Origin of the sequence: Salmonella sp. SSDFZ54 (assembly GCF_004010735.1) — a bacterium.
Classification (GTDB): domain Bacteria; phylum Pseudomonadota; class Gammaproteobacteria; order Enterobacterales; family Enterobacteriaceae; genus Salmonella; species Salmonella enterica.
Window position 1 is genome coordinate 2,713,470 of record NZ_CP034819.1, and the last position, 17,210, is coordinate 2,730,679.

The 17,210-nt window shown below is 50.8% G+C and carries 16 protein-coding genes; 9 read left to right on the forward strand and 7 right to left on the reverse strand.

Annotation, left to right across the window (positions count from 1 at the left end; all coding sequences use genetic code 11):
- Nucleotide 1 precedes the first annotated feature (1 nt).
- Together thrB and thrC are read left to right on the forward strand one after the other, a co-directional pair.
- Nucleotides 2–931 (forward strand): homoserine kinase, encoded by a 930-nt coding sequence (gene thrB, locus EOS97_RS13540; RefSeq protein ID WP_000241683.1) that lies wholly within the window; start codon nucleotides 2–4, stop codon nucleotides 929–931.
- A 3-nt stretch (nucleotides 932–934) separates the two neighbouring features.
- Nucleotides 935–2,221, forward strand: coding sequence for a threonine synthase (gene thrC / locus EOS97_RS13545; RefSeq protein WP_000781110.1), 1,287 nt, complete (start codon nucleotides 935–937; stop codon nucleotides 2,219–2,221).
- A 93-nt stretch (nucleotides 2,222–2,314) separates the two neighbouring features.
- On the opposite strand, the gene yaaA is transcribed toward thrC, so the two are convergent.
- Together yaaA and EOS97_RS13555 are read right to left on the reverse strand one after the other, a co-directional pair.
- The gene (yaaA, locus tag EOS97_RS13550; RefSeq protein ID WP_000906175.1) at nucleotides 2,315–3,088 is read right to left on the reverse strand and encodes a peroxide stress protein YaaA; all 774 of its coding nucleotides are present in this window, start codon (nucleotides 3,086–3,088) and stop codon (nucleotides 2,315–2,317) included.
- 78 nt (nucleotides 3,089–3,166) lie between these two features.
- A complete protein-coding gene (locus EOS97_RS13555) occupies nucleotides 3,167–4,597 on the reverse strand; it encodes a sodium:alanine symporter family protein (RefSeq protein ID WP_001113807.1) in 1,431 nt (476 codons plus the stop codon).
- A gap of 268 nt (nucleotides 4,598–4,865) precedes the next feature.
- On the opposite strand from EOS97_RS13555, the gene tal reads away from it, so the two are divergent.
- Nucleotides 4,866–5,819 carry a transaldolase gene (tal, locus tag EOS97_RS13560; RefSeq protein ID WP_000130175.1) on the forward strand — a complete coding sequence of 318 codons (954 nt, stop codon included), beginning with the start codon at nucleotides 4,866–4,868 and terminating at the stop codon, nucleotides 5,817–5,819.
- A gap of 110 nt (nucleotides 5,820–5,929) precedes the next feature.
- Nucleotides 5,930–6,520: a molybdopterin adenylyltransferase gene (mog, locus tag EOS97_RS13565; RefSeq protein ID WP_000380373.1), complete on the forward strand. Its 591-nt coding sequence runs from the start codon at nucleotides 5,930–5,932 to the stop codon at nucleotides 6,518–6,520.
- 56 nt (nucleotides 6,521–6,576) lie between these two features.
- Here mog and satP read toward each other — a convergent pair whose 3' ends face one another.
- The 3 genes from satP to EOS97_RS13580 all read right to left on the reverse strand — a co-directional run bounded on the left by satP (nucleotide 6,577) and on the right by EOS97_RS13580 (nucleotide 8,446).
- Nucleotides 6,577–7,143, reverse strand: coding sequence for an acetate uptake transporter (satP, locus tag EOS97_RS13570; protein ID WP_000528525.1), 567 nt, complete (start codon nucleotides 7,141–7,143; stop codon nucleotides 6,577–6,579).
- A 149-nt stretch (nucleotides 7,144–7,292) separates the two neighbouring features.
- Entirely contained in the window at nucleotides 7,293–8,006 is a 714-nt protein-coding gene (gene msyB / locus EOS97_RS13575) for an acidic protein MsyB (protein ID WP_001103477.1), read from the reverse strand.
- 35 nt (nucleotides 8,007–8,041) lie between these two features.
- Nucleotides 8,042–8,446, reverse strand: a complete 405-nt coding sequence (locus tag EOS97_RS13580) for a DUF2541 family protein (protein ID WP_001258083.1) — start codon at nucleotides 8,444–8,446, stop codon at nucleotides 8,042–8,044.
- A 348-nt stretch (nucleotides 8,447–8,794) separates the two neighbouring features.
- On the opposite strand from EOS97_RS13580, the gene dnaK reads away from it, so the two are divergent.
- The 4 genes from dnaK to EOS97_RS13600 all read left to right on the forward strand — a co-directional run bounded on the left by dnaK (nucleotide 8,795) and on the right by EOS97_RS13600 (nucleotide 13,635).
- On the forward strand, nucleotides 8,795–10,711 hold the full coding sequence (dnaK, locus tag EOS97_RS13585; protein ID WP_000516126.1) for a molecular chaperone DnaK: 1,917 nt from the start codon (nucleotides 8,795–8,797) through the stop codon (nucleotides 10,709–10,711).
- An 85-nt stretch (nucleotides 10,712–10,796) separates the two neighbouring features.
- Nucleotides 10,797–11,936 (forward strand): molecular chaperone DnaJ, encoded by a 1,140-nt coding sequence (gene dnaJ, locus EOS97_RS13590; protein ID WP_001119009.1) that lies wholly within the window; start codon nucleotides 10,797–10,799, stop codon nucleotides 11,934–11,936.
- Nucleotides 11,937–12,216: 280 nt separating this feature from the next.
- Entirely contained in the window at nucleotides 12,217–13,164 is a 948-nt protein-coding gene (locus tag EOS97_RS13595; protein WP_000534908.1) for a LysR family transcriptional regulator, read from the forward strand.
- A gap of 126 nt (nucleotides 13,165–13,290) precedes the next feature.
- A complete protein-coding gene (locus tag EOS97_RS13600; protein ID WP_000026889.1) occupies nucleotides 13,291–13,635 on the forward strand; it encodes a phage holin family protein in 345 nt (114 codons plus the stop codon).
- Nucleotides 13,636–13,695: 60 nt separating this feature from the next.
- On the opposite strand, the gene EOS97_RS13605 is transcribed toward EOS97_RS13600, so the two are convergent.
- Both EOS97_RS13605 and EOS97_RS13610 read right to left on the reverse strand, forming a co-directional pair.
- A complete protein-coding gene (locus EOS97_RS13605) occupies nucleotides 13,696–14,229 on the reverse strand; it encodes a glycoside hydrolase family 108 protein (RefSeq protein WP_001068132.1) in 534 nt (177 codons plus the stop codon).
- A gap of 16 nt (nucleotides 14,230–14,245) precedes the next feature.
- Nucleotides 14,246–14,689 carry a transcriptional regulator gene (locus tag EOS97_RS13610; protein ID WP_000860681.1) on the reverse strand — a complete coding sequence of 148 codons (444 nt, stop codon included), beginning with the start codon at nucleotides 14,687–14,689 and terminating at the stop codon, nucleotides 14,246–14,248.
- A gap of 380 nt (nucleotides 14,690–15,069) precedes the next feature.
- Here EOS97_RS13610 and EOS97_RS13615 point away from each other — a divergent pair, with 380 nt between their 5' ends.
- Nucleotides 15,070–17,175 carry a glycosyl hydrolase family 18 protein gene (locus tag EOS97_RS13615; RefSeq protein ID WP_000235804.1) on the forward strand — a complete coding sequence of 702 codons (2,106 nt, stop codon included), beginning with the start codon at nucleotides 15,070–15,072 and terminating at the stop codon, nucleotides 17,173–17,175.
- Nucleotides 17,176–17,210: the final 35 nt, after the last annotated feature.

Genomic DNA, 17,210 nt, shown 5'->3' on the forward strand with positions numbered 1-17,210 from the left:
CATGGTGAAAGTGTATGCCCCGGCTTCCAGCGCGAACATGAGCGTCGGTTTCGACGTGTTGGGCGCGGCCGTCACACCCGTTGACGGCACGTTGCTGGGCGATGTGGTATCCGTTGAAGCAGCGGACCATTTCCGTCTGCATAACCTGGGGCGATTTGCCGATAAACTGCCGCCGGAGCCGCGTGAAAATATTGTTTATCAGTGCTGGGAACGTTTTTGCCAGGCATTGGGGAAAACCATCCCGGTGGCGATGACGCTGGAAAAAAATATGCCGATTGGTTCCGGGTTAGGGTCCAGCGCCTGTTCCGTCGTCGCTGCGCTGGTCGCGATGAATGAGCACTGCGGCAAACCGTTAAACGACACGCGTCTGTTGGCGCTGATGGGCGAGCTGGAAGGCCGTATCTCCGGCAGCATCCATTACGATAACGTCGCGCCGTGCTTTCTTGGCGGTATGCAGTTGATGATTGAAGAAAACGGCATTATTAGTCAGCAGATGCCGGGCTTTGATGAGTGGCTATGGGTACTGGCTTATCCGGGCATTAAAGTTTCTACCGCAGAAGCACGGGCCATTTTGCCTGCGCAGTATCGCCGTCAGGATTGCATTGCGCATGGACGGCATCTGGCCGGTTTTATTCACGCCTGTTACTCGCGGCAGCCGCAGCTTGCCGCCGCGCTGATGAAAGATGTTATTGCCGAACCATACCGCGCGCGTTTACTGCCGGGCTTTAGCCAGGCGCGGCAGGCGGTGTCGGAGATCGGCGCGCTGGCGAGCGGGATTTCCGGGTCGGGGCCGACGCTGTTTGCGCTATGCGATAAACCGGAGACGGCGCAGCGCGTCGCGGACTGGCTGAGCAAACATTATCTGCAAAATCAGGAAGGCTTCGTTCATATTTGCCGGCTGGATACGGCGGGCGCACGAGTAGTGGGATAATCAATGAAACTCTATAATCTGAAAGACCATAATGAGCAGGTCAGCTTTGCGCAGGCCGTCACGCAAGGACTGGGCAAACAGCAGGGACTTTTTTTTCCGCACGAACTGCCGGAGTTTAGCCTGACGGAAATTGATGAGATGCTCAACCAGGACTTTGTCAGCCGTAGCGCAAAGATCCTCTCGGCATTTATTGGCGATGAAATACCGCAGCAAATTCTGGAAGAGCGCGTCCGCGCGGCGTTTGCGTTCCCGGCGCCGGTAGCGCAGGTAGAAAGCGATGTCGGCTGCCTGGAGCTGTTCCATGGTCCGACGCTGGCCTTTAAAGACTTCGGCGGGCGTTTTATGGCGCAAATGCTGACGCATATCAGCGGCGACAAACCGGTGACGATTCTGACCGCAACGTCAGGCGATACCGGCGCGGCGGTGGCTCACGCGTTCTATGGCCTGGAAAATGTGCGGGTCGTCATTCTCTACCCGCGCGGTAAGATCAGTCCGTTGCAGGAAAAACTGTTCTGTACGCTGGGCGGCAACATTGAAACCGTGGCGATCGACGGCGATTTCGACGCTTGCCAGGCGCTGGTGAAACAGGCATTTGATGACGAAGAACTGAAAACGGCGCTGGGGCTGAATTCGGCTAATTCGATTAATATCAGCCGCCTGTTGGCGCAAATTTGCTACTACTTTGAAGCCGTGGCGCAACTGCCGCAGGGGGCGCGTAACCAACTGGTAATCTCCGTCCCCAGCGGCAACTTTGGCGATTTGACGGCAGGACTGCTGGCGAAGTCGTTAGGCCTACCGGTGAAACGTTTTATCGCCGCCACCAACGTCAACGACACGGTGCCGCGTTTTCTGCATGACGGGAAGTGGGCGCCGAAAGCGACGCAGGCGACCCTGTCGAATGCGATGGATGTCAGCCAGCCGAATAACTGGCCGCGTGTGGAGGAGCTATTCCGCCGTAAAATCTGGCGTCTGACTGAGCTGGGCTATGCGGCGGTGGATGACACTACGACACAGCAGACGATGCGCGAGCTGAAAGCGAAAGGTTATATCTCGGAACCTCATGCGGCGGTAGCGTATCGGGCATTACGCGACCAGTTAAACCCTGGCGAGTATGGCTTGTTTCTCGGAACGGCGCATCCGGCGAAGTTTAAAGAAAGCGTGGAGTCCATTCTGGGAGAAACTCTGGCCTTGCCTGAAGCGCTCGCCGAACGCGCCGACCTGCCGCTGCTTTCACATCATCTGCCTGCGGATTTTGCCGCCCTGCGTAAGCTGATGATGACCCGCCAATAACCATTGCGCCCGGTGGCGCTGTCGCTTACCGGGCCTATGGGGTGGTGTCGATTTGTAGGCCGGATAAGGCGTAACCGCCCTCCGGCGATGTCGTTACTGCTCGTAGCGTTTAAAGACCAGCTCGTCTTGTGTGGAGGTTTCTTCATCAAAGAAATACCCTTCACGGTCAAACGCGGTAAGCTGTTCCGGCTTCGTTAAGCGGTTTTCAATAATAAAACGGCTCATCAGTCCGCGCGCTTTTTTGGCGTAGAAGCTTACCACCTTAAACTTGCCGTTTTTCTCATCAAGGAACACGGGCTTAATCAGTTCGGCATTCAGTTTCTTCGGCTTCACCGATTTAAAATATTCCTCAGAGGCCAGATTCACCACCACCCGATCGCCCTGCGCCTCAAGCGCTTCGTTGAGCTTATCGGTAATGATATCGCCCCAGAATTGATAAAGATCTTTGCCGCGCGGATTCTCCAGGCGAATCCCCATCTCCAGACGATAAGGCTGCATTAAATCCAGCGGGCGCAATACGCCATACAAGCCAGAGAGCATGCGCAGATGCTGTTGGGCAAAATCAAAATCCGCGTCGTTGAACGTTTCCGCCTGTAGGCCGGTATAAACATCGCCTTTGAACGCCAGAATCGCCTGGCGTGCATTATCCGGCGTAAAATGAGGCTGCCAGTCATGAAAACGCGTGGCGTTGAGATCCGCCAGTTTGTCGCTAATTCCCATCAGCCTGGAAATTTGCGGCGCCGAAAGCTGGCGGGCCTGTTGAATAAGCTGCTGGCTGTGATCCAACAGCTCCGGCTGGGTATAGCGGGTCGTGGCCAGCGGGCTTTGATAATCAAGCGTTTTTGCAGGTGAAATCAGAATCAGCATATCCAGTCCTTGCAGGGAATTTTCTGCGACTTTAGCAAAAAAACGCCGCAGAGTTGACCGATGGTTGTGATTGTCGGCTTAATCGCGCGATGCCGCATCCCAGGTATCTGGCGCCAGTTGTGGTTCGATATCCGGGAAGCGCCGCGGATCGAACTGCGGTCTTACGCCCAGTTTCCGTTGTCGCAGATAATCGCCGGCGAGGGTATACACCACCGGTGAGAGCAACAAAATCGCCGTCAGATTGGTAATGGCCATACAGGCCATGATCATGTCAGCGAGCTGCCATATCAGCGGAAAACTGATAAGCGTACCGGCGATAACCATGCCAAGCGTCGCAAGGCGTAATAGCCAGATGGCCTTTGCGTTATGTAACCGCAGAAAAAATAGATTGTTTTCGGCGTAAATATAGTTGGCGACGATAGAACTGAACGCGAACAGAATGACGATAAGCGCGACAAAGCTGGCACCCCATTCACCGGTCAACGAAACCATTGCATGTTGGAGAAGCTGAATGCCTTCTGTTGACGAGTGGGACGCGTGATTCCCCGCCAGCAGGATAATCATCGCGCTGGCTGTACAGATGATAATGGTGTCGCTGAATACGCCAATCATTTGCACAATCCCCTGCGCGACAGGGTGAGGGGGATACGACGTTGCCGCTGCGGCCGCATTAGGCGTTGACCCCATTCCCGCTTCATTAGAGAACATCCCACGCTGAAAACCGCTGGTAATAGCCTGAGTGAGCGTATATCCAGCTGCGCCTGCCGCGGCTTCCTGCCAGCCAAATGCGCTTTTGACTATCGAGGCGATAACGCCAGGCATTTGCTCAATATGCCAGAGGCAAATGAACACGCTGCCGGCGACCCACAATAACGCGATGAGGGGAATCAGCCATTGCATCAGGCGGGCGACGCCTTTTATGCCGCGAATGATAATTAACAGGGCACAGAACGCCAGAGCAATGCCGGAGATAAGCGGCGGAATGTTGAAGGCGAAATGGAGCGCGCGTGAGACGGCATTCGCCTGCACGCTATTAAAAATCAACCCGTAGGCGACGAGCAGAAAGAGGGCGAAAACCACGCCCATCCAGCGCATTCCCAGCCCACGCGCCATATACCACGCCGGGCCGCCGCGGAACTGGCCTGTCGGGTCACGTTCTTTATAAAGCTGGGCAAGCGAACACTCGGCGAAGGAGGTCGCCATGCCAATGATGGCCGAGACCCACATCCAGAATACCGCACCGGGACCGCCTGCGGCGATAGCCAGCGCCACGCCGGCCAGATTACCGCTGCCAATCCGCGCCGCGAGGCTGGTACACAGCGCCTGAAATGACGTCAGGCCGCCTGGCTGCGGGCTAAAGCTGCCTTTCAGACTGCGGCTAAATTGGCGAATATAACGAAATTGAATGAATCCGGTACGCCAGGTAAACCAACATCCTGCGCCGAGCAGCAGGTAAATCATTACCGAGCCCCAGAGTATTTCGTTAATAAAACTGAAAAACTCAGGCATTAACGTCCCTCTTGTTGATGCCGGCACGCTTTGATAATCCTGTATAAGCGTGACCCATGATGTAGATGACCTTGTCAGACTAATATTAACGGCAGTTTACCATAAATACGGCGGTATCCTTTAATTGCGCATCAACCGTCGGCAGATACGCAAACAGTGCACAAGGGCAGCCAGGTGCATGTAGGCGGTTGCGCTGTGAGTGCGTCGTGTTATCATCAGGGTAGACCGGTTACATCCCCTAACAAGCTGTTTAAAGAGAAACTCTATCATGACGGACAAATTGACCTCCCTTCGTCAGTTCACCACCGTAGTGGCTGATACCGGAGATATCGCGGCAATGAAGCTGTACCAGCCGCAGGATGCTACAACTAACCCTTCTCTCATTCTTAACGCAGCGCAAATCCCGGAATATCGTAAGCTGATTGACGATGCTGTTGCCTGGGCGAAACAGCAGAGCAGCGACCGCGCGCAGCAGGTTGTTGACGCGACCGATAAGCTGGCGGTGAATATTGGCCTGGAAATCCTGAAGCTGGTGCCGGGGCGTATTTCTACCGAAGTTGACGCGCGTCTGTCTTATGACACTGAAGCGTCTATCGCCAAAGCAAAACGTATCATTAAACTCTACAATGATGCGGGTATCAGCAACGATCGTATCCTGATCAAGCTGGCGTCCACCTGGCAGGGCATTCGCGCAGCCGAACAGCTGGAAAAAGAAGGCATCAACTGTAACCTGACGCTGCTGTTCTCCTTCGCGCAGGCGCGTGCGTGCGCCGAAGCGGGCGTCTACCTGATCTCGCCGTTCGTAGGTCGTATTCTTGACTGGTATAAAGCCAATACCGACAAGAAAGACTATGCGCCAGCTGAAGATCCGGGCGTGGTTTCCGTAACGGAAATCTACGAGTACTACAAACAGCATGGTTACGAAACCGTCGTTATGGGCGCAAGCTTCCGTAACGTAGGCGAAATTCTGGAGCTGGCGGGCTGCGACCGTCTGACTATCGCGCCGGCATTGCTGAAAGAACTGGCGGAAAGCGAAGGGGCGATTGAGCGTAAGCTCTCTTTCTCCGGCGAAGTCAAAGCGCGCCCGGAACGCATTACCGAAGCCGAGTTCCTGTGGCAGCATCACCAGGATCCGATGGCGGTTGACAAACTGGCGGATGGTATCCGTAAGTTTGCGGTAGACCAGGAAAAACTGGAAAAAATGATCGGCGATCTGCTGTAATCATTAACGCGTGGCCCTGATATGGGTCACGCTACCTCTTCTGAAACCTGTCTGTCCTTCCCTTCGCAGTGTATCATTCTGTTTAACGAGACTGTTTAAACGGAATAATTATGGATACCTTACGTATTGGCTTAGTTTCTATCTCCGACCGCGCTTCAAGCGGCGTTTACCAGGATAAAGGCATTCCTGCGCTTGAGGAGTGGCTCGCTTCTGCGCTGACCACGCCTTTCGAGGTCCAACGGCGCTTAATTCCTGATGAACAGGAAATTATCGAGCAAACGTTGTGTGAACTGGTTGATGAGATGAGCTGTCATCTGGTGCTGACCACTGGCGGTACCGGTCCGGCGCGTCGCGACGTCACGCCGGACGCGACCCTTGCCATCGCCGACCGTGAAATGCCAGGTTTTGGCGAACAGATGCGCCAGATCAGCCTGCGCTTTGTGCCGACCGCCATTCTTTCCCGCCAGGTGGGCGTTATCCGTAAACAGGCGTTAATTCTTAATCTGCCTGGACAGCCAAAATCGATCAAAGAAACGCTGGAAGGCGTAAAAGCGGACGATGGCAGCGTTAGCGTGCCGGGCATTTTTGCGAGCGTGCCGTATTGTATACAGCTGCTTGACGGGCCGTATGTCGAAACCGCGCCGGAAGTGGTTGCCGCTTTCCGTCCGAAGAGCGCCAGACGTGAGAATATGTCGTCCTGACCGGAAGAGACTGATAGTAGGGTTATTCCTCCCGGTGCGGGAGGAATAAAAGAGATTTAGTGCGCCTCGCCGATTGGCAGAATAGTGCGGCCAAATTGCTCGTTTAGCACTTCACCCATCGCCAGATAAATAGCGCTGGCGCCGCAAACCAGACCAACCCAGCCTGCGATATGGATAATGGCTTCGTTACCGGTGATATTGCCGACCGCCAGCAGAGCGAACAGTACGGTCAGGCTCAGGAAAACAAATTGCAGCGCGCGGGCGGCTTTCAGCGTACCGAAGAACATAAACAGCGTGAACACGCCCCACAGACCCAAATAAGCGCCGAGTAGCTGAGCGTCAGGCGCATCCGTCAGGCCCATTTTCGGCATCAGCAGGATAGCGACCAGCGTCAGCCAGAACGAACCGTAAGAGGTAAAGGCCGTTAAACCAAAGGTATTGCCTTTTTTATACTCCAGCAGACCGGCAAAAATTTGCGCGATACCGCCGTAGAAAATCCCCATCGCCAGAATAATACCGTCCAGGGCGAAAAAACCGGCATTGTGCAGGTTAAGCAGAATGGTGGTCATGCCGAAGCCCATCAGGCCCAGCGGTGCCGGATTAGCCAACTTAGTGTTGCCCATAATTCCTCAAAATCATCATAATTGAATGGTGAAATAGTTTCCCAGAATAACGAGTTCCGTATTCGGGGCGCGGCATAATAATCAGGGGGAAGAGGACTGTCTATGATCTAATAAGGGGGAAAAGAAAATATTTCCCCCAGTGAGGGCATTCACGCCTGAACGGCTGCCATCATTCGTCGCAGGCAGGCTATTTGCAACACCGCCGGAATAGTCACGCGATACGCGCTGCCGCTCATCGCTTTGACGCCGTTTAACGCCGCGCCGACCGGGCCGCCAAGACCTGCGCCGCGCAGCAATCCGTGGCCCAGGATGCTCATTGCGGCATGGGTACGCAAAATGCGGGTAAGCTGGGTGGAAAGCAGGTGGGAGACCCCTTTTGCCAGACTGCGATCTTTCATGAGCAGCGGCAGCAGTTCTTCCAGTTCAGAAACTTTGGCGTCTACGGCTTGCAGAAATTCCTGCTTATGCGCCGCGTCCATCTTCTGCCAGGTATGACGTAAAAAATGCTCCAGCAGTTGCTGTTCTATTTCAAACGTCGACATGCTTTTATCTGCTTTGAGTTTTAGCCGTTTTGCGACATCCAGCAGAATCGCGCGGTACTGTTTTCCGTGTCCGCGCAATTTGTTGGCGATACTGTCGCCGCCGTAATGCTGAAACTCGCCGGCAATGAGCTGCCAGTTACGGCGGTGTTGCTCCGGGTGACCTTCCATCGCTTTGAACAGCTCGTTATGACTAAGGACGCTCGACAAGCGAGCTTTGCCCTTTTCGTTATGCGTCAGCAAACGGGCGAAATCGGCGAGTTGTTCTTCGCTACAATGCTGAAGAAAGTCTAAATCCTCGTCGTGTAAATAGGTGACGTTCATTTTCAGTCTGACTTTTGGAATAGAAATAACAGCGATTAATCGTCGCCAATGACTTTAAGTCTCGCCATATCGGAAGAATTTACCGTATGGCCTGAGAAGGTAATCTTTGATACGCAGCGTTTGTTGTCGTTATCGCTATTAATATTGATCCAGTCTGTTGTCTGGCCCTCTTTGATTGAGGAAGGGACGTTCAGGCTTTGGCTGGCGCTACGCGCAGTTTTAAAATAGACGGATGCGCCGCTAAGTTCGATGTCGCCGTGATCCGCCGTGAGTTGAATGCGCTTCACGATGCGGCAGACGGGAATTTTCAGCGCGAGATCGTTCGTTTCATTTCTGGGCATGGCAATAACACCCAGTATTTTATGGTCGTTCGCGTGCGCGACGCTACTTAACGCCAGGCCGAAAAGCAGGCCGGCGGAAATCGTTAACACAGATCGCATGGAATTTCTCTTTGACGGGTTCAATAAGCAATTACCGTCTATCATACTCTGCTCATGACAACGATTCAGTTTTGTAATCTTTTCTTTTTATTACAATTTTTCTGTGAATAGTATTCGTTGTTTAATTTATTTCATGAATGTTTATCTGTCTGGTTTTCCATCGCGCCCTCTCGTCACTAAAAAATTTTTTCATCTCCCCCTTGATGACGTGGGTTACGACCCCATCTTGTAGTCAACCGCAGTGGTGAGTCTGAAAAAAAACGATTCAGGGTAGTTGAAACCGCACGTTTCGCCCTTATTACAGATTCACAACCACATGATGACCGAATTTTTAGTGGAGACGTTTAGATGGGTAAAATTATTGGTATCGACCTGGGTACTACCAACTCTTGTGTAGCGATTATGGATGGAACGCAGGCACGCGTGCTGGAGAACGCCGAGGGCGATCGCACTACGCCTTCTATCATTGCTTATACCCAGGATGGTGAAACTCTGGTTGGTCAGCCGGCTAAACGTCAGGCAGTGACAAACCCGCAAAACACCCTGTTTGCGATTAAACGCCTGATTGGCCGCCGCTTCCAGGACGAAGAAGTTCAACGTGACGTTTCTATCATGCCGTACAAAATCATCGGCGCCGACAACGGCGACGCATGGCTTGATGTGAAAGGTCAGAAAATGGCGCCGCCGCAGATTTCTGCCGAAGTGCTGAAGAAAATGAAGAAAACGGCTGAAGATTATCTGGGCGAACCGGTAACTGAAGCGGTTATCACCGTACCGGCTTACTTTAACGATGCGCAGCGTCAGGCTACCAAAGATGCGGGTCGTATCGCGGGGCTGGAAGTTAAACGTATCATCAACGAACCGACTGCCGCAGCGCTGGCTTACGGTCTGGATAAAGAAGTCGGCAACCGTACTATCGCGGTTTACGACCTCGGTGGTGGTACTTTCGATATCTCTATTATCGAAATCGACGAAGTTGATGGCGAAAAAACCTTTGAAGTTCTGGCAACCAACGGTGATACCCACCTGGGTGGTGAAGACTTCGATACCCGCCTGATCAACTACCTCGTTGACGAGTTTAAGAAAGATCAGGGCATTGACCTGCGTAACGATCCGCTGGCAATGCAGCGTCTGAAAGAAGCCGCAGAAAAAGCCAAAATCGAGCTGTCTTCTGCGCAGCAGACCGACGTGAACCTGCCGTACATTACCGCAGATGCCACCGGTCCGAAACACATGAACATTAAAGTGACTCGTGCGAAACTGGAAAGCCTGGTTGAAGATCTGGTGAACCGTTCTATCGAGCCGCTGAAAGTCGCACTGCAGGACGCTGGCCTGTCCGTGTCTGATATCAACGACGTGATCCTCGTCGGCGGTCAGACCCGTATGCCAATGGTGCAGAAAAAAGTGGCTGAGTTCTTTGGTAAAGAGCCGCGTAAAGACGTTAACCCGGACGAAGCTGTGGCTATCGGCGCAGCGGTACAGGGCGGCGTATTGACCGGTGATGTGAAAGACGTACTGCTGCTGGACGTTACCCCGCTGTCTCTGGGTATCGAAACGATGGGTGGCGTGATGACTCCGCTTATCACCAAAAACACCACCATTCCGACCAAGCACAGCCAGGTGTTCTCTACTGCGGAAGACAACCAGTCTGCGGTAACCATCCATGTGCTGCAGGGTGAGCGTAAACGTGCGTCTGATAACAAATCTCTGGGTCAGTTCAACCTGGATGGCATCAACCCGGCGCCGCGCGGTATGCCGCAGATCGAAGTCACCTTCGATATCGATGCTGACGGTATCCTGCACGTCTCCGCGAAAGACAAAAATAGCGGTAAAGAGCAGAAGATCACCATCAAGGCGTCTTCTGGTCTGAACGAGGAAGAAATTCAGAAAATGGTTCGCGATGCAGAAGCGAACGCTGAATCCGACCGTAAGTTCGAAGAGCTGGTTCAGACCCGTAACCAGGGTGACCATCTGCTGCACAGCACCCGTAAGCAGGTTGAAGAAGCAGGCGATAAACTGCCGGCTGATGACAAAACCGCTATCGAGTCTGCCCTGAGCGCGCTGGAAACTGCCCTGAAAGGCGAAGATAAAGCCGCTATCGAAGCGAAAATGCAGGAACTGGCGCAGGTTTCCCAGAAACTGATGGAAATCGCTCAGCAGCAGCATGCGCAGCAGCAGGCTGGCTCCGCTGACGCTTCTGCAAACAATGCGAAAGATGACGACGTTGTCGACGCTGAGTTTGAAGAAGTAAAAGATAAAAAATAATCGCCCTTTGAACGGGTAATTACTGGCACGGGCGAAGAGGTTTCCTCTCCGCCCGTGCATGCATGTTAAGGGCAGATAAAAAGAGATGGCGAAAAGAGATTACTACGAGATTTTAGGCGTTTCCAAAACAGCGGAAGAGCGTGAAATCAAAAAGGCGTATAAGCGCCTGGCCATGAAATATCATCCGGACCGCAATCAGGGTGATAAAGAGGCCGAAGCTAAATTTAAAGAGATTAAAGAAGCCTATGAAGTGCTGACCGATGCGCAAAAACGCGCAGCCTACGATCAGTATGGTCACGCCGCGTTTGAACAAGGCGGTATGGGCGGCGGATTTGGCGGCGGCTTTAATGGCGGCGCTGATTTCAGTGATATCTTTGGTGACGTTTTTGGCGATATCTTTGGCGGCGGGCGTGGTCGCCAACGTGCGGCGCGTGGGGCTGATTTGCGTTATAACATGGATCTCACCCTGGAAGAAGCGGTGCGTGGCGTGACCAAAGAGATCCGTATTCCGACGCTGGAGGAGTGCGACGTTTGCCACGGCAGCGGCGCGAAAGCTGGCACGCAACCGCAAACCTGTCCGACCTGTCATGGTTCTGGTCAGGTACAGATGCGCCAGGGATTCTTTGCTGTACAGCAGACCTGCCCACACTGTCAGGGACGCGGTACGCTGATCAAAGATCCGTGCCATAAATGTCACGGTCATGGGCGTGTTGAAAAGAGTAAAACTCTGTCCGTTAAAATCCCGGCGGGCGTGGATACCGGCGATCGTATTCGTCTGGCAGGCGAGGGCGAAGCGGGCGAGCATGGCGCACCGGCAGGCGACTTGTACGTTCAGGTCCAGGTGAAACAACACCCTATTTTCGAGCGTGAAGGCAATAATCTTTATTGCGAAGTGCCGATCAACTTTGCGATGGCGGCGCTGGGCGGTGAAATTGAAGTGCCGACGTTAGATGGTCGCGTGATGCTGAAAGTACCGAGCGAAACACAAACGGGCAAGCTGTTCCGTATGCGCGGCAAAGGCGTGAAGTCCGTACGCGGTGGCGCGCAGGGCGATTTGCTGTGCCGTGTGGTGGTTGAAACGCCGGTCGGTCTGAGCGAAAAACAGAAGCAATTGCTAAAAGATCTTCAGGAAAGTTTTGGCGGCCCGACGGGAGAGAAAAACAGCCCGCGTTCAAAAAGCTTCTTTGACGGCGTGAAAAAATTCTTTGACGATTTGACTCGCTAATCTTTTTCCCGTTGTATTTTTCTTCAGCCCGGGTGTATATCCGGGCTTTTTTCTGCCTGTACGCGCCCAGGCTTCTGTTAAACGCATCGTATCCTCTCATTTGTTGATATTTTGTTTTTACTGATAAACAAATTGATGTTAATCAGCAGTTTTGTATACGCTTATTCTTTAAAAAAACGTGATGTGATGACATTAATGATTGCTTTTTTAGATGCTGTGAATTGATTTATCTTGAGTATTATCTATATTGCTTTTTTTAGTTTCCGGAGGCAGACAGCGAATGGGATCGAAAGGTGCCAACAAGAGCTTTGATTATAATTTAATCAAAATTCTTGACGCTGTTATTTTGTCAGGAAATGCGGCTATGGCGGCAAAAAAGTTAGGCATTACACCGGCTGCCGTTTCTCTGGCGTTAAAGCGCCTGCAGAGTTATTACCCGGAAGAACTGTTTAGCAGAGGGAAAGGCGGGCTCATCCCCACAGCTAAGGCTGTCGACATTCACCAAAATTTCAGTCAGGTGATGAAACTGGTGGATGACACCTTTCTCTGTAATAGTAAAAAAGATGAAGCGTTCCAGATAACGTTATTAGGCAGTGATATTGTTGAAAGCTATTATCTTTCTCAGCTCTATAACAGCGATATATTTGACCGTATTTTGATAAATCATTTTACTGTCAGAAATATGAGTCGGGAGCATATCAGCGAACTTCTGTTTACTGCGCAAGGCGATCTGTTGATTAGTGCCGAACCTTTGCTGGAGTCCGGCATAGAGAATCAAATTATTGATAGTTTTAAATCATTTGTTTGTATCTGTAGCAGTAAACACATGCTGAGTACCCTCTCACAACTGTCGCTACATCATTTTTATTCTTCGCGTCATGCGTTATATCAGCCGGGGATGGGGGCTTCAGTGATATATCATGATAGTGAATTATTTAAGGATGAGTTTTACTATACTGGCAGGCGTATTGTCGGCTATCGCAGTGATTCGCTTAACGGTTTGATGAGCATGATCGAACGAACCTCATTGATTGCATTGATGCCTTTGAAATTAGCGCTTTTTTATAAAAATCATCGTAAATATGACATTAAATTTATTCAGCCTCCGCCCGAACTGGCTTTGAAGTCAGTTCAGGTCTATGCATCCTGGAATAAAAATAGTAGAAATATATCGACGATTAATGAGATGGTAAGTATGTTACAAACGCTTTCCTCCTTCCGTCGCTAATACACCTCATTTTTACGCTTTGATTTAATATGGTTTTAAATGATGTGCTTTGATTTTTACCCTTCTGACAGGGCGCTTACACTCCTTGTGTTAATTATTCATTTATAATGATTTCGGAGTGTTAAAATGTCTATTCCCAACCATGTGTCGACAACGGAAGTTGTGCTATTGGAGCTAGAGATCTTACTCACTATTATTTCGATTGGCGCGTGGGGAGGCTTTGTCAGCTATCTTTTACGCAAAGATAAGACAGAATATAATAGTTCTCATGAAAGTATTAAATATTGCTTAACGCAGATCGTGATTTCCTGCTTCACCAGTTTCTTGTTAAGCGCGATTGCGATCGAAAAAGAGTGCAGTTTCAACATTGTTCTGTTGGCGGCAGGCTTAGGCGGTGTTTTCGCGAGTCCGATCTTAAAAATTCTTGGGCGGCGGATTAAAAAAATTATCGAAGGAAATAATTCAGATTAATTATCATTCGCAGTATCAGGCTCATCCGTGAGCCTTTTACGCGTCTTTTTTCAGCCGGGTCTAGGTCACTCTATTCTTGATCCAGCCATAAATAAATTGTTCGTTATTGTGGTTTTTCTCAGCAACGTTTAAGTAGTACGTGCCCTGACTGCAATTGAGGGCTTTCACCAAAACGGCTTCCCCTTCCTGGCCTCGCCAGGCCAAATAATGTTCGAGAGCGGCAAGCGTCCGCGGGCCAATATTGCCATCCACATGAATATCCGGGTAGCGTTTACCTTCGTGATTAAAGACGTTCAACCAGCGTTGCAGCCACGCGCTGGGGTGGTAAGCGCCTATGTTGACTGCCGCATCGCACAGCTCGAAGGAGACTGGCCACGATAGCGTCGAGATGACGTCAAAGCCTGGTTTTATCCAATAATCCTCTTCGAGAATCGCGTAGGCTTCAGCGTGGGTCAGATCCCGCATATCGCCAGCATAGCCATGCGCTCGCGCCGTGGCTTCGGTAATGCCCCAATGGGTGGCGCCGCCTTTATCTTTAGGGTTAAATACGTAACCGCCTTCAAGCGCAATAATTCCATCTATAATTGGATTCATCTTCCCTTTCCTTCGCTTAGTGAATATGCAGATACATGAGAGAACCTAACGTTACTGAAAATACGGTCGTCAGGGCGGCGATGGTTTGCCGTACAATCTGTTTTTTTCTTCCCTTTGTTTCGCTATCCGTCGCGATAATGGCGATATCACTATTCACTTTGAGACCTTGTCTTGGAATGGTAATAAAAAGATCGTTAATACCAAGCGCTTTAAGGTCACGTCTGATTAAATAGAGAATCTGCGTTAGATTTGCATCATTAACATAGTGGCTTCGACTTCCCCATAACGCAGTGGTTATTTTTTGTCGCTCGATAATCTCCAGATGAGCATTCTCGATGATGAAACTGAGGCATTTGGCTCTCATCGCAGTCATTTTAATAACCTGTGAATTTGAGACCGTCCTCAGTTCATATTTACCTTCATTGTAAATGCAGTTGCTATTAATGATATAAGTTTTCATAACGTCTTCCTTTAGAAATGTACATCCTGGTTGTCTGTGGTGACTATATTGTATGAGAAATGTCTTAATCCAATAAATGTCACTGGTTTTATTGTATTGTCATTGTCTATAGCGAGTGTAATCACATTATTTCATTGAAATTAAATGATATTTAATTACATGATAAATGATATTTACTATGCTCTCACCAGAACGGACTAAGCGGGCGCTGAGAGATGTTGTTTTCTCTTCGACAGACGGTGTTGTTAATCTCATTTTTATGATTTTTATATCATCTAAAAAGATGATGTTTTGTGATTAGCTATTTTTTATGCCTGTAACGATTATGGACCCCGCAGAACGAGCTGCGACAATTTTGAAACGTAAAAGGAAATTTGAAAATGGCTACAAGCAAACTGATTCAAGGCGATACAATTACTGAAACTACTCATGCAGCGAATGGTTTTGACCCTGCAACAAGCGATGATAAAATAAGCTATACTTCCGCTCGTGTTGCGAAACCGGTATACAATAAATATAAAAATTCCACGACTAAACCGAAGGTATTCGGTTATTACACCGACTGGTCACAGTATGACAGCCGTCTGCAAGGCAATATGTCCCAACCGGGCCGTGGTTATGATTTAACCAACGTTTCACCGACGGCTTATGACAAACTGATTTTCGGCTTTGTTGGCATCACCGGTTTCAGAAAAATTGATAAAGAAGACCGCGACGTCGTAGCAGAAGCGGCAGCACAGTGCGGCAAAGTGAAATATGAACCGACCTTCCTCGATCCGTGGGGTGATTTCCAGTCTTATATCAACCTGGGTTTTGAAACCAGCGGCTGGGATGTTGATCCGAAAACCGTGACCCAGGCTAACGCCAAAGGTATGCTGGGCGCGCTGCGTGATATGCAGGCAAAAGCGAAAGCCGCAGGCCACACGCTGGCGCTCTCCATGAGTATCGGCGGCTGGAGCATGAGTAACGGGTTCCACGAAACCGCCGCTTCTGACTCTTCTCGTAAAATCTTCGCCAAAGGCGTGGTGAAACTGTTCAAACAGTTCCCGATGTTCAGCGAAGTGGATATTGACTGGGAATACCCGAACGATGAAGGGGCGGGCAACCCGTTTGGTCCGGAAGATGGCGCTAACTACGCGCTGCTGATTGCCGAACTGCGTAAACAGCTGGATTCCGCTGGTCTGAGCAATGTGAAGATCTCTATTGCCGCTTCTGCTGTCACTACTATTTTTGACTATGCGAAAGTAAAAGATCTGATGGCTGCTGGCCTGTATGGCATCAACCTGATGACCTATGACTTCTTCGGTACGCCGTGGGCGGAAACTCTGGGCCACCACACCAACCGCAAAGCGCTGGAAGAGGGCGGCTGGGCTGTCGAAACCATCGTTGATCACCTGCTGGCGGAAGGTTTCTCCGCTGACCGTATCAACATCGGTTATGCCGGCTATACCCGTAACGCTCGTCAGGTAGAAATTGAATCCCTGTCGCCGCTGAAAGGTTCTTACAACCCAGGTTCTGGCGTTACTACCGGTTCCTTCGAATCCGGCACCAGCGAATGGTATGACGTCATTTATAGCTACCTGGATCTGGAAAACCAGAAAGGCCGTAACGGTTTCAACGTTTACACCGACCAGGTCGCTGATGCTGACTACCTGTATAGCCCGGAATCCAAACTGTTTTTATCCCTGGATACGCCGCGTACCGTCAAAGCAAAAGGCGAATATGCAGCGAAACTGGGCCTGGGCGGCGTGTTTACCTGGACTATCGATCAGGACAACGGCGTGCTGGTTAACGCCGTGCGTGAAGGTCTGGGTTATGAAATCGAATCTGAAGTTATCGATATGGAACCGTTCTACTTTGAAGGTATCAATGTAGAAAAAGATGAAGAGCAGAGCGACAGCGACGACGCGCAGAAGGTCAACCACGCGCCGAAAGCGGCGATTGAACTGCTGGTCGTAGGCGGATCTACGGTACAGCTGTCTGGCGCAGGCTCTTCTGATGAAGATAACGATGAGCTGTCCTTTAGCTGGGGCGTGCCTTCTCAAATCACTGTGGCAGACAAAACGGCTGAAATCATTGAGGTTGTGGTACCGGAAGTTAGCGAAAAAACAGCCTTCCAGTTCACCCTGTTTGTACGCGACTGCTACAACGAACCGTCCTCTCAACAGCGCTTTGTTCTGACGGCTGTGCCTGCGCTATCTCAGGTTCAACCGGAACCGGAAGAGGAAGAGGAAGAAGAGATTATCGTTCCTGTACCGGACGAGGAAGAAGATACCACGCCGGCTGAGGATGATACGTCAGCAGATGACAAAACGTCACCTTACGCGCAGTGGGATGCTTCTACCGTTTATGGCGCAAACTGGGGTTCTTTCGAAATCGTTAGCTGGAAAGGCCATAACTATCAGGTGAAATGGTGGTCTATGGGCGACCAGCCTGACCTGAACTGCGGTGTCGGCGGTGCATGGACCGATCTTGGCGCTTACTAATACACGGCATTAAGCACGATGTATTGGGCTTCATG

Coding starts and splice junctions, on each gene's coding strand:
- thrB (WP_000241683.1), top strand. CDS start 2: ATGGTGAAAGTGTATGCCCCGGCTTCCAGCGCGAACATGAGCGTCGGT.
- thrC (WP_000781110.1), top strand. CDS start 935: ATGAAACTCTATAATCTGAAAGACCATAATGAGCAGGTCAGCTTTGCG.
- yaaA (WP_000906175.1), bottom strand. CDS start 3,088: ATGCTGATTCTGATTTCACCTGCAAAAACGCTTGATTATCAAAGCCCG.
- EOS97_RS13555 (WP_001113807.1), bottom strand. CDS start 4,597: ATGCCTGAGTTTTTCAGTTTTATTAACGAAATACTCTGGGGCTCGGTA.
- tal (WP_000130175.1), top strand. CDS start 4,866: ATGACGGACAAATTGACCTCCCTTCGTCAGTTCACCACCGTAGTGGCT.
- mog (WP_000380373.1), top strand. CDS start 5,930: ATGGATACCTTACGTATTGGCTTAGTTTCTATCTCCGACCGCGCTTCA.
- satP (WP_000528525.1), bottom strand. CDS start 7,143: ATGGGCAACACTAAGTTGGCTAATCCGGCACCGCTGGGCCTGATGGGC.
- msyB (WP_001103477.1), bottom strand. CDS start 8,006: ATGAACGTCACCTATTTACACGACGAGGATTTAGACTTTCTTCAGCAT.
- EOS97_RS13580 (WP_001258083.1), bottom strand. CDS start 8,446: ATGCGATCTGTGTTAACGATTTCCGCCGGCCTGCTTTTCGGCCTGGCG.
- dnaK (WP_000516126.1), top strand. CDS start 8,795: ATGGGTAAAATTATTGGTATCGACCTGGGTACTACCAACTCTTGTGTA.
- dnaJ (WP_001119009.1), top strand. CDS start 10,797: ATGGCGAAAAGAGATTACTACGAGATTTTAGGCGTTTCCAAAACAGCG.
- EOS97_RS13595 (WP_000534908.1), top strand. CDS start 12,217: ATGGGATCGAAAGGTGCCAACAAGAGCTTTGATTATAATTTAATCAAA.
- EOS97_RS13600 (WP_000026889.1), top strand. CDS start 13,291: ATGTCTATTCCCAACCATGTGTCGACAACGGAAGTTGTGCTATTGGAG.
- EOS97_RS13605 (WP_001068132.1), bottom strand. CDS start 14,229: ATGAATCCAATTATAGATGGAATTATTGCGCTTGAAGGCGGTTACGTA.
- EOS97_RS13610 (WP_000860681.1), bottom strand. CDS start 14,689: ATGAAAACTTATATCATTAATAGCAACTGCATTTACAATGAAGGTAAA.
- EOS97_RS13615 (WP_000235804.1), top strand. CDS start 15,070: ATGGCTACAAGCAAACTGATTCAAGGCGATACAATTACTGAAACTACT.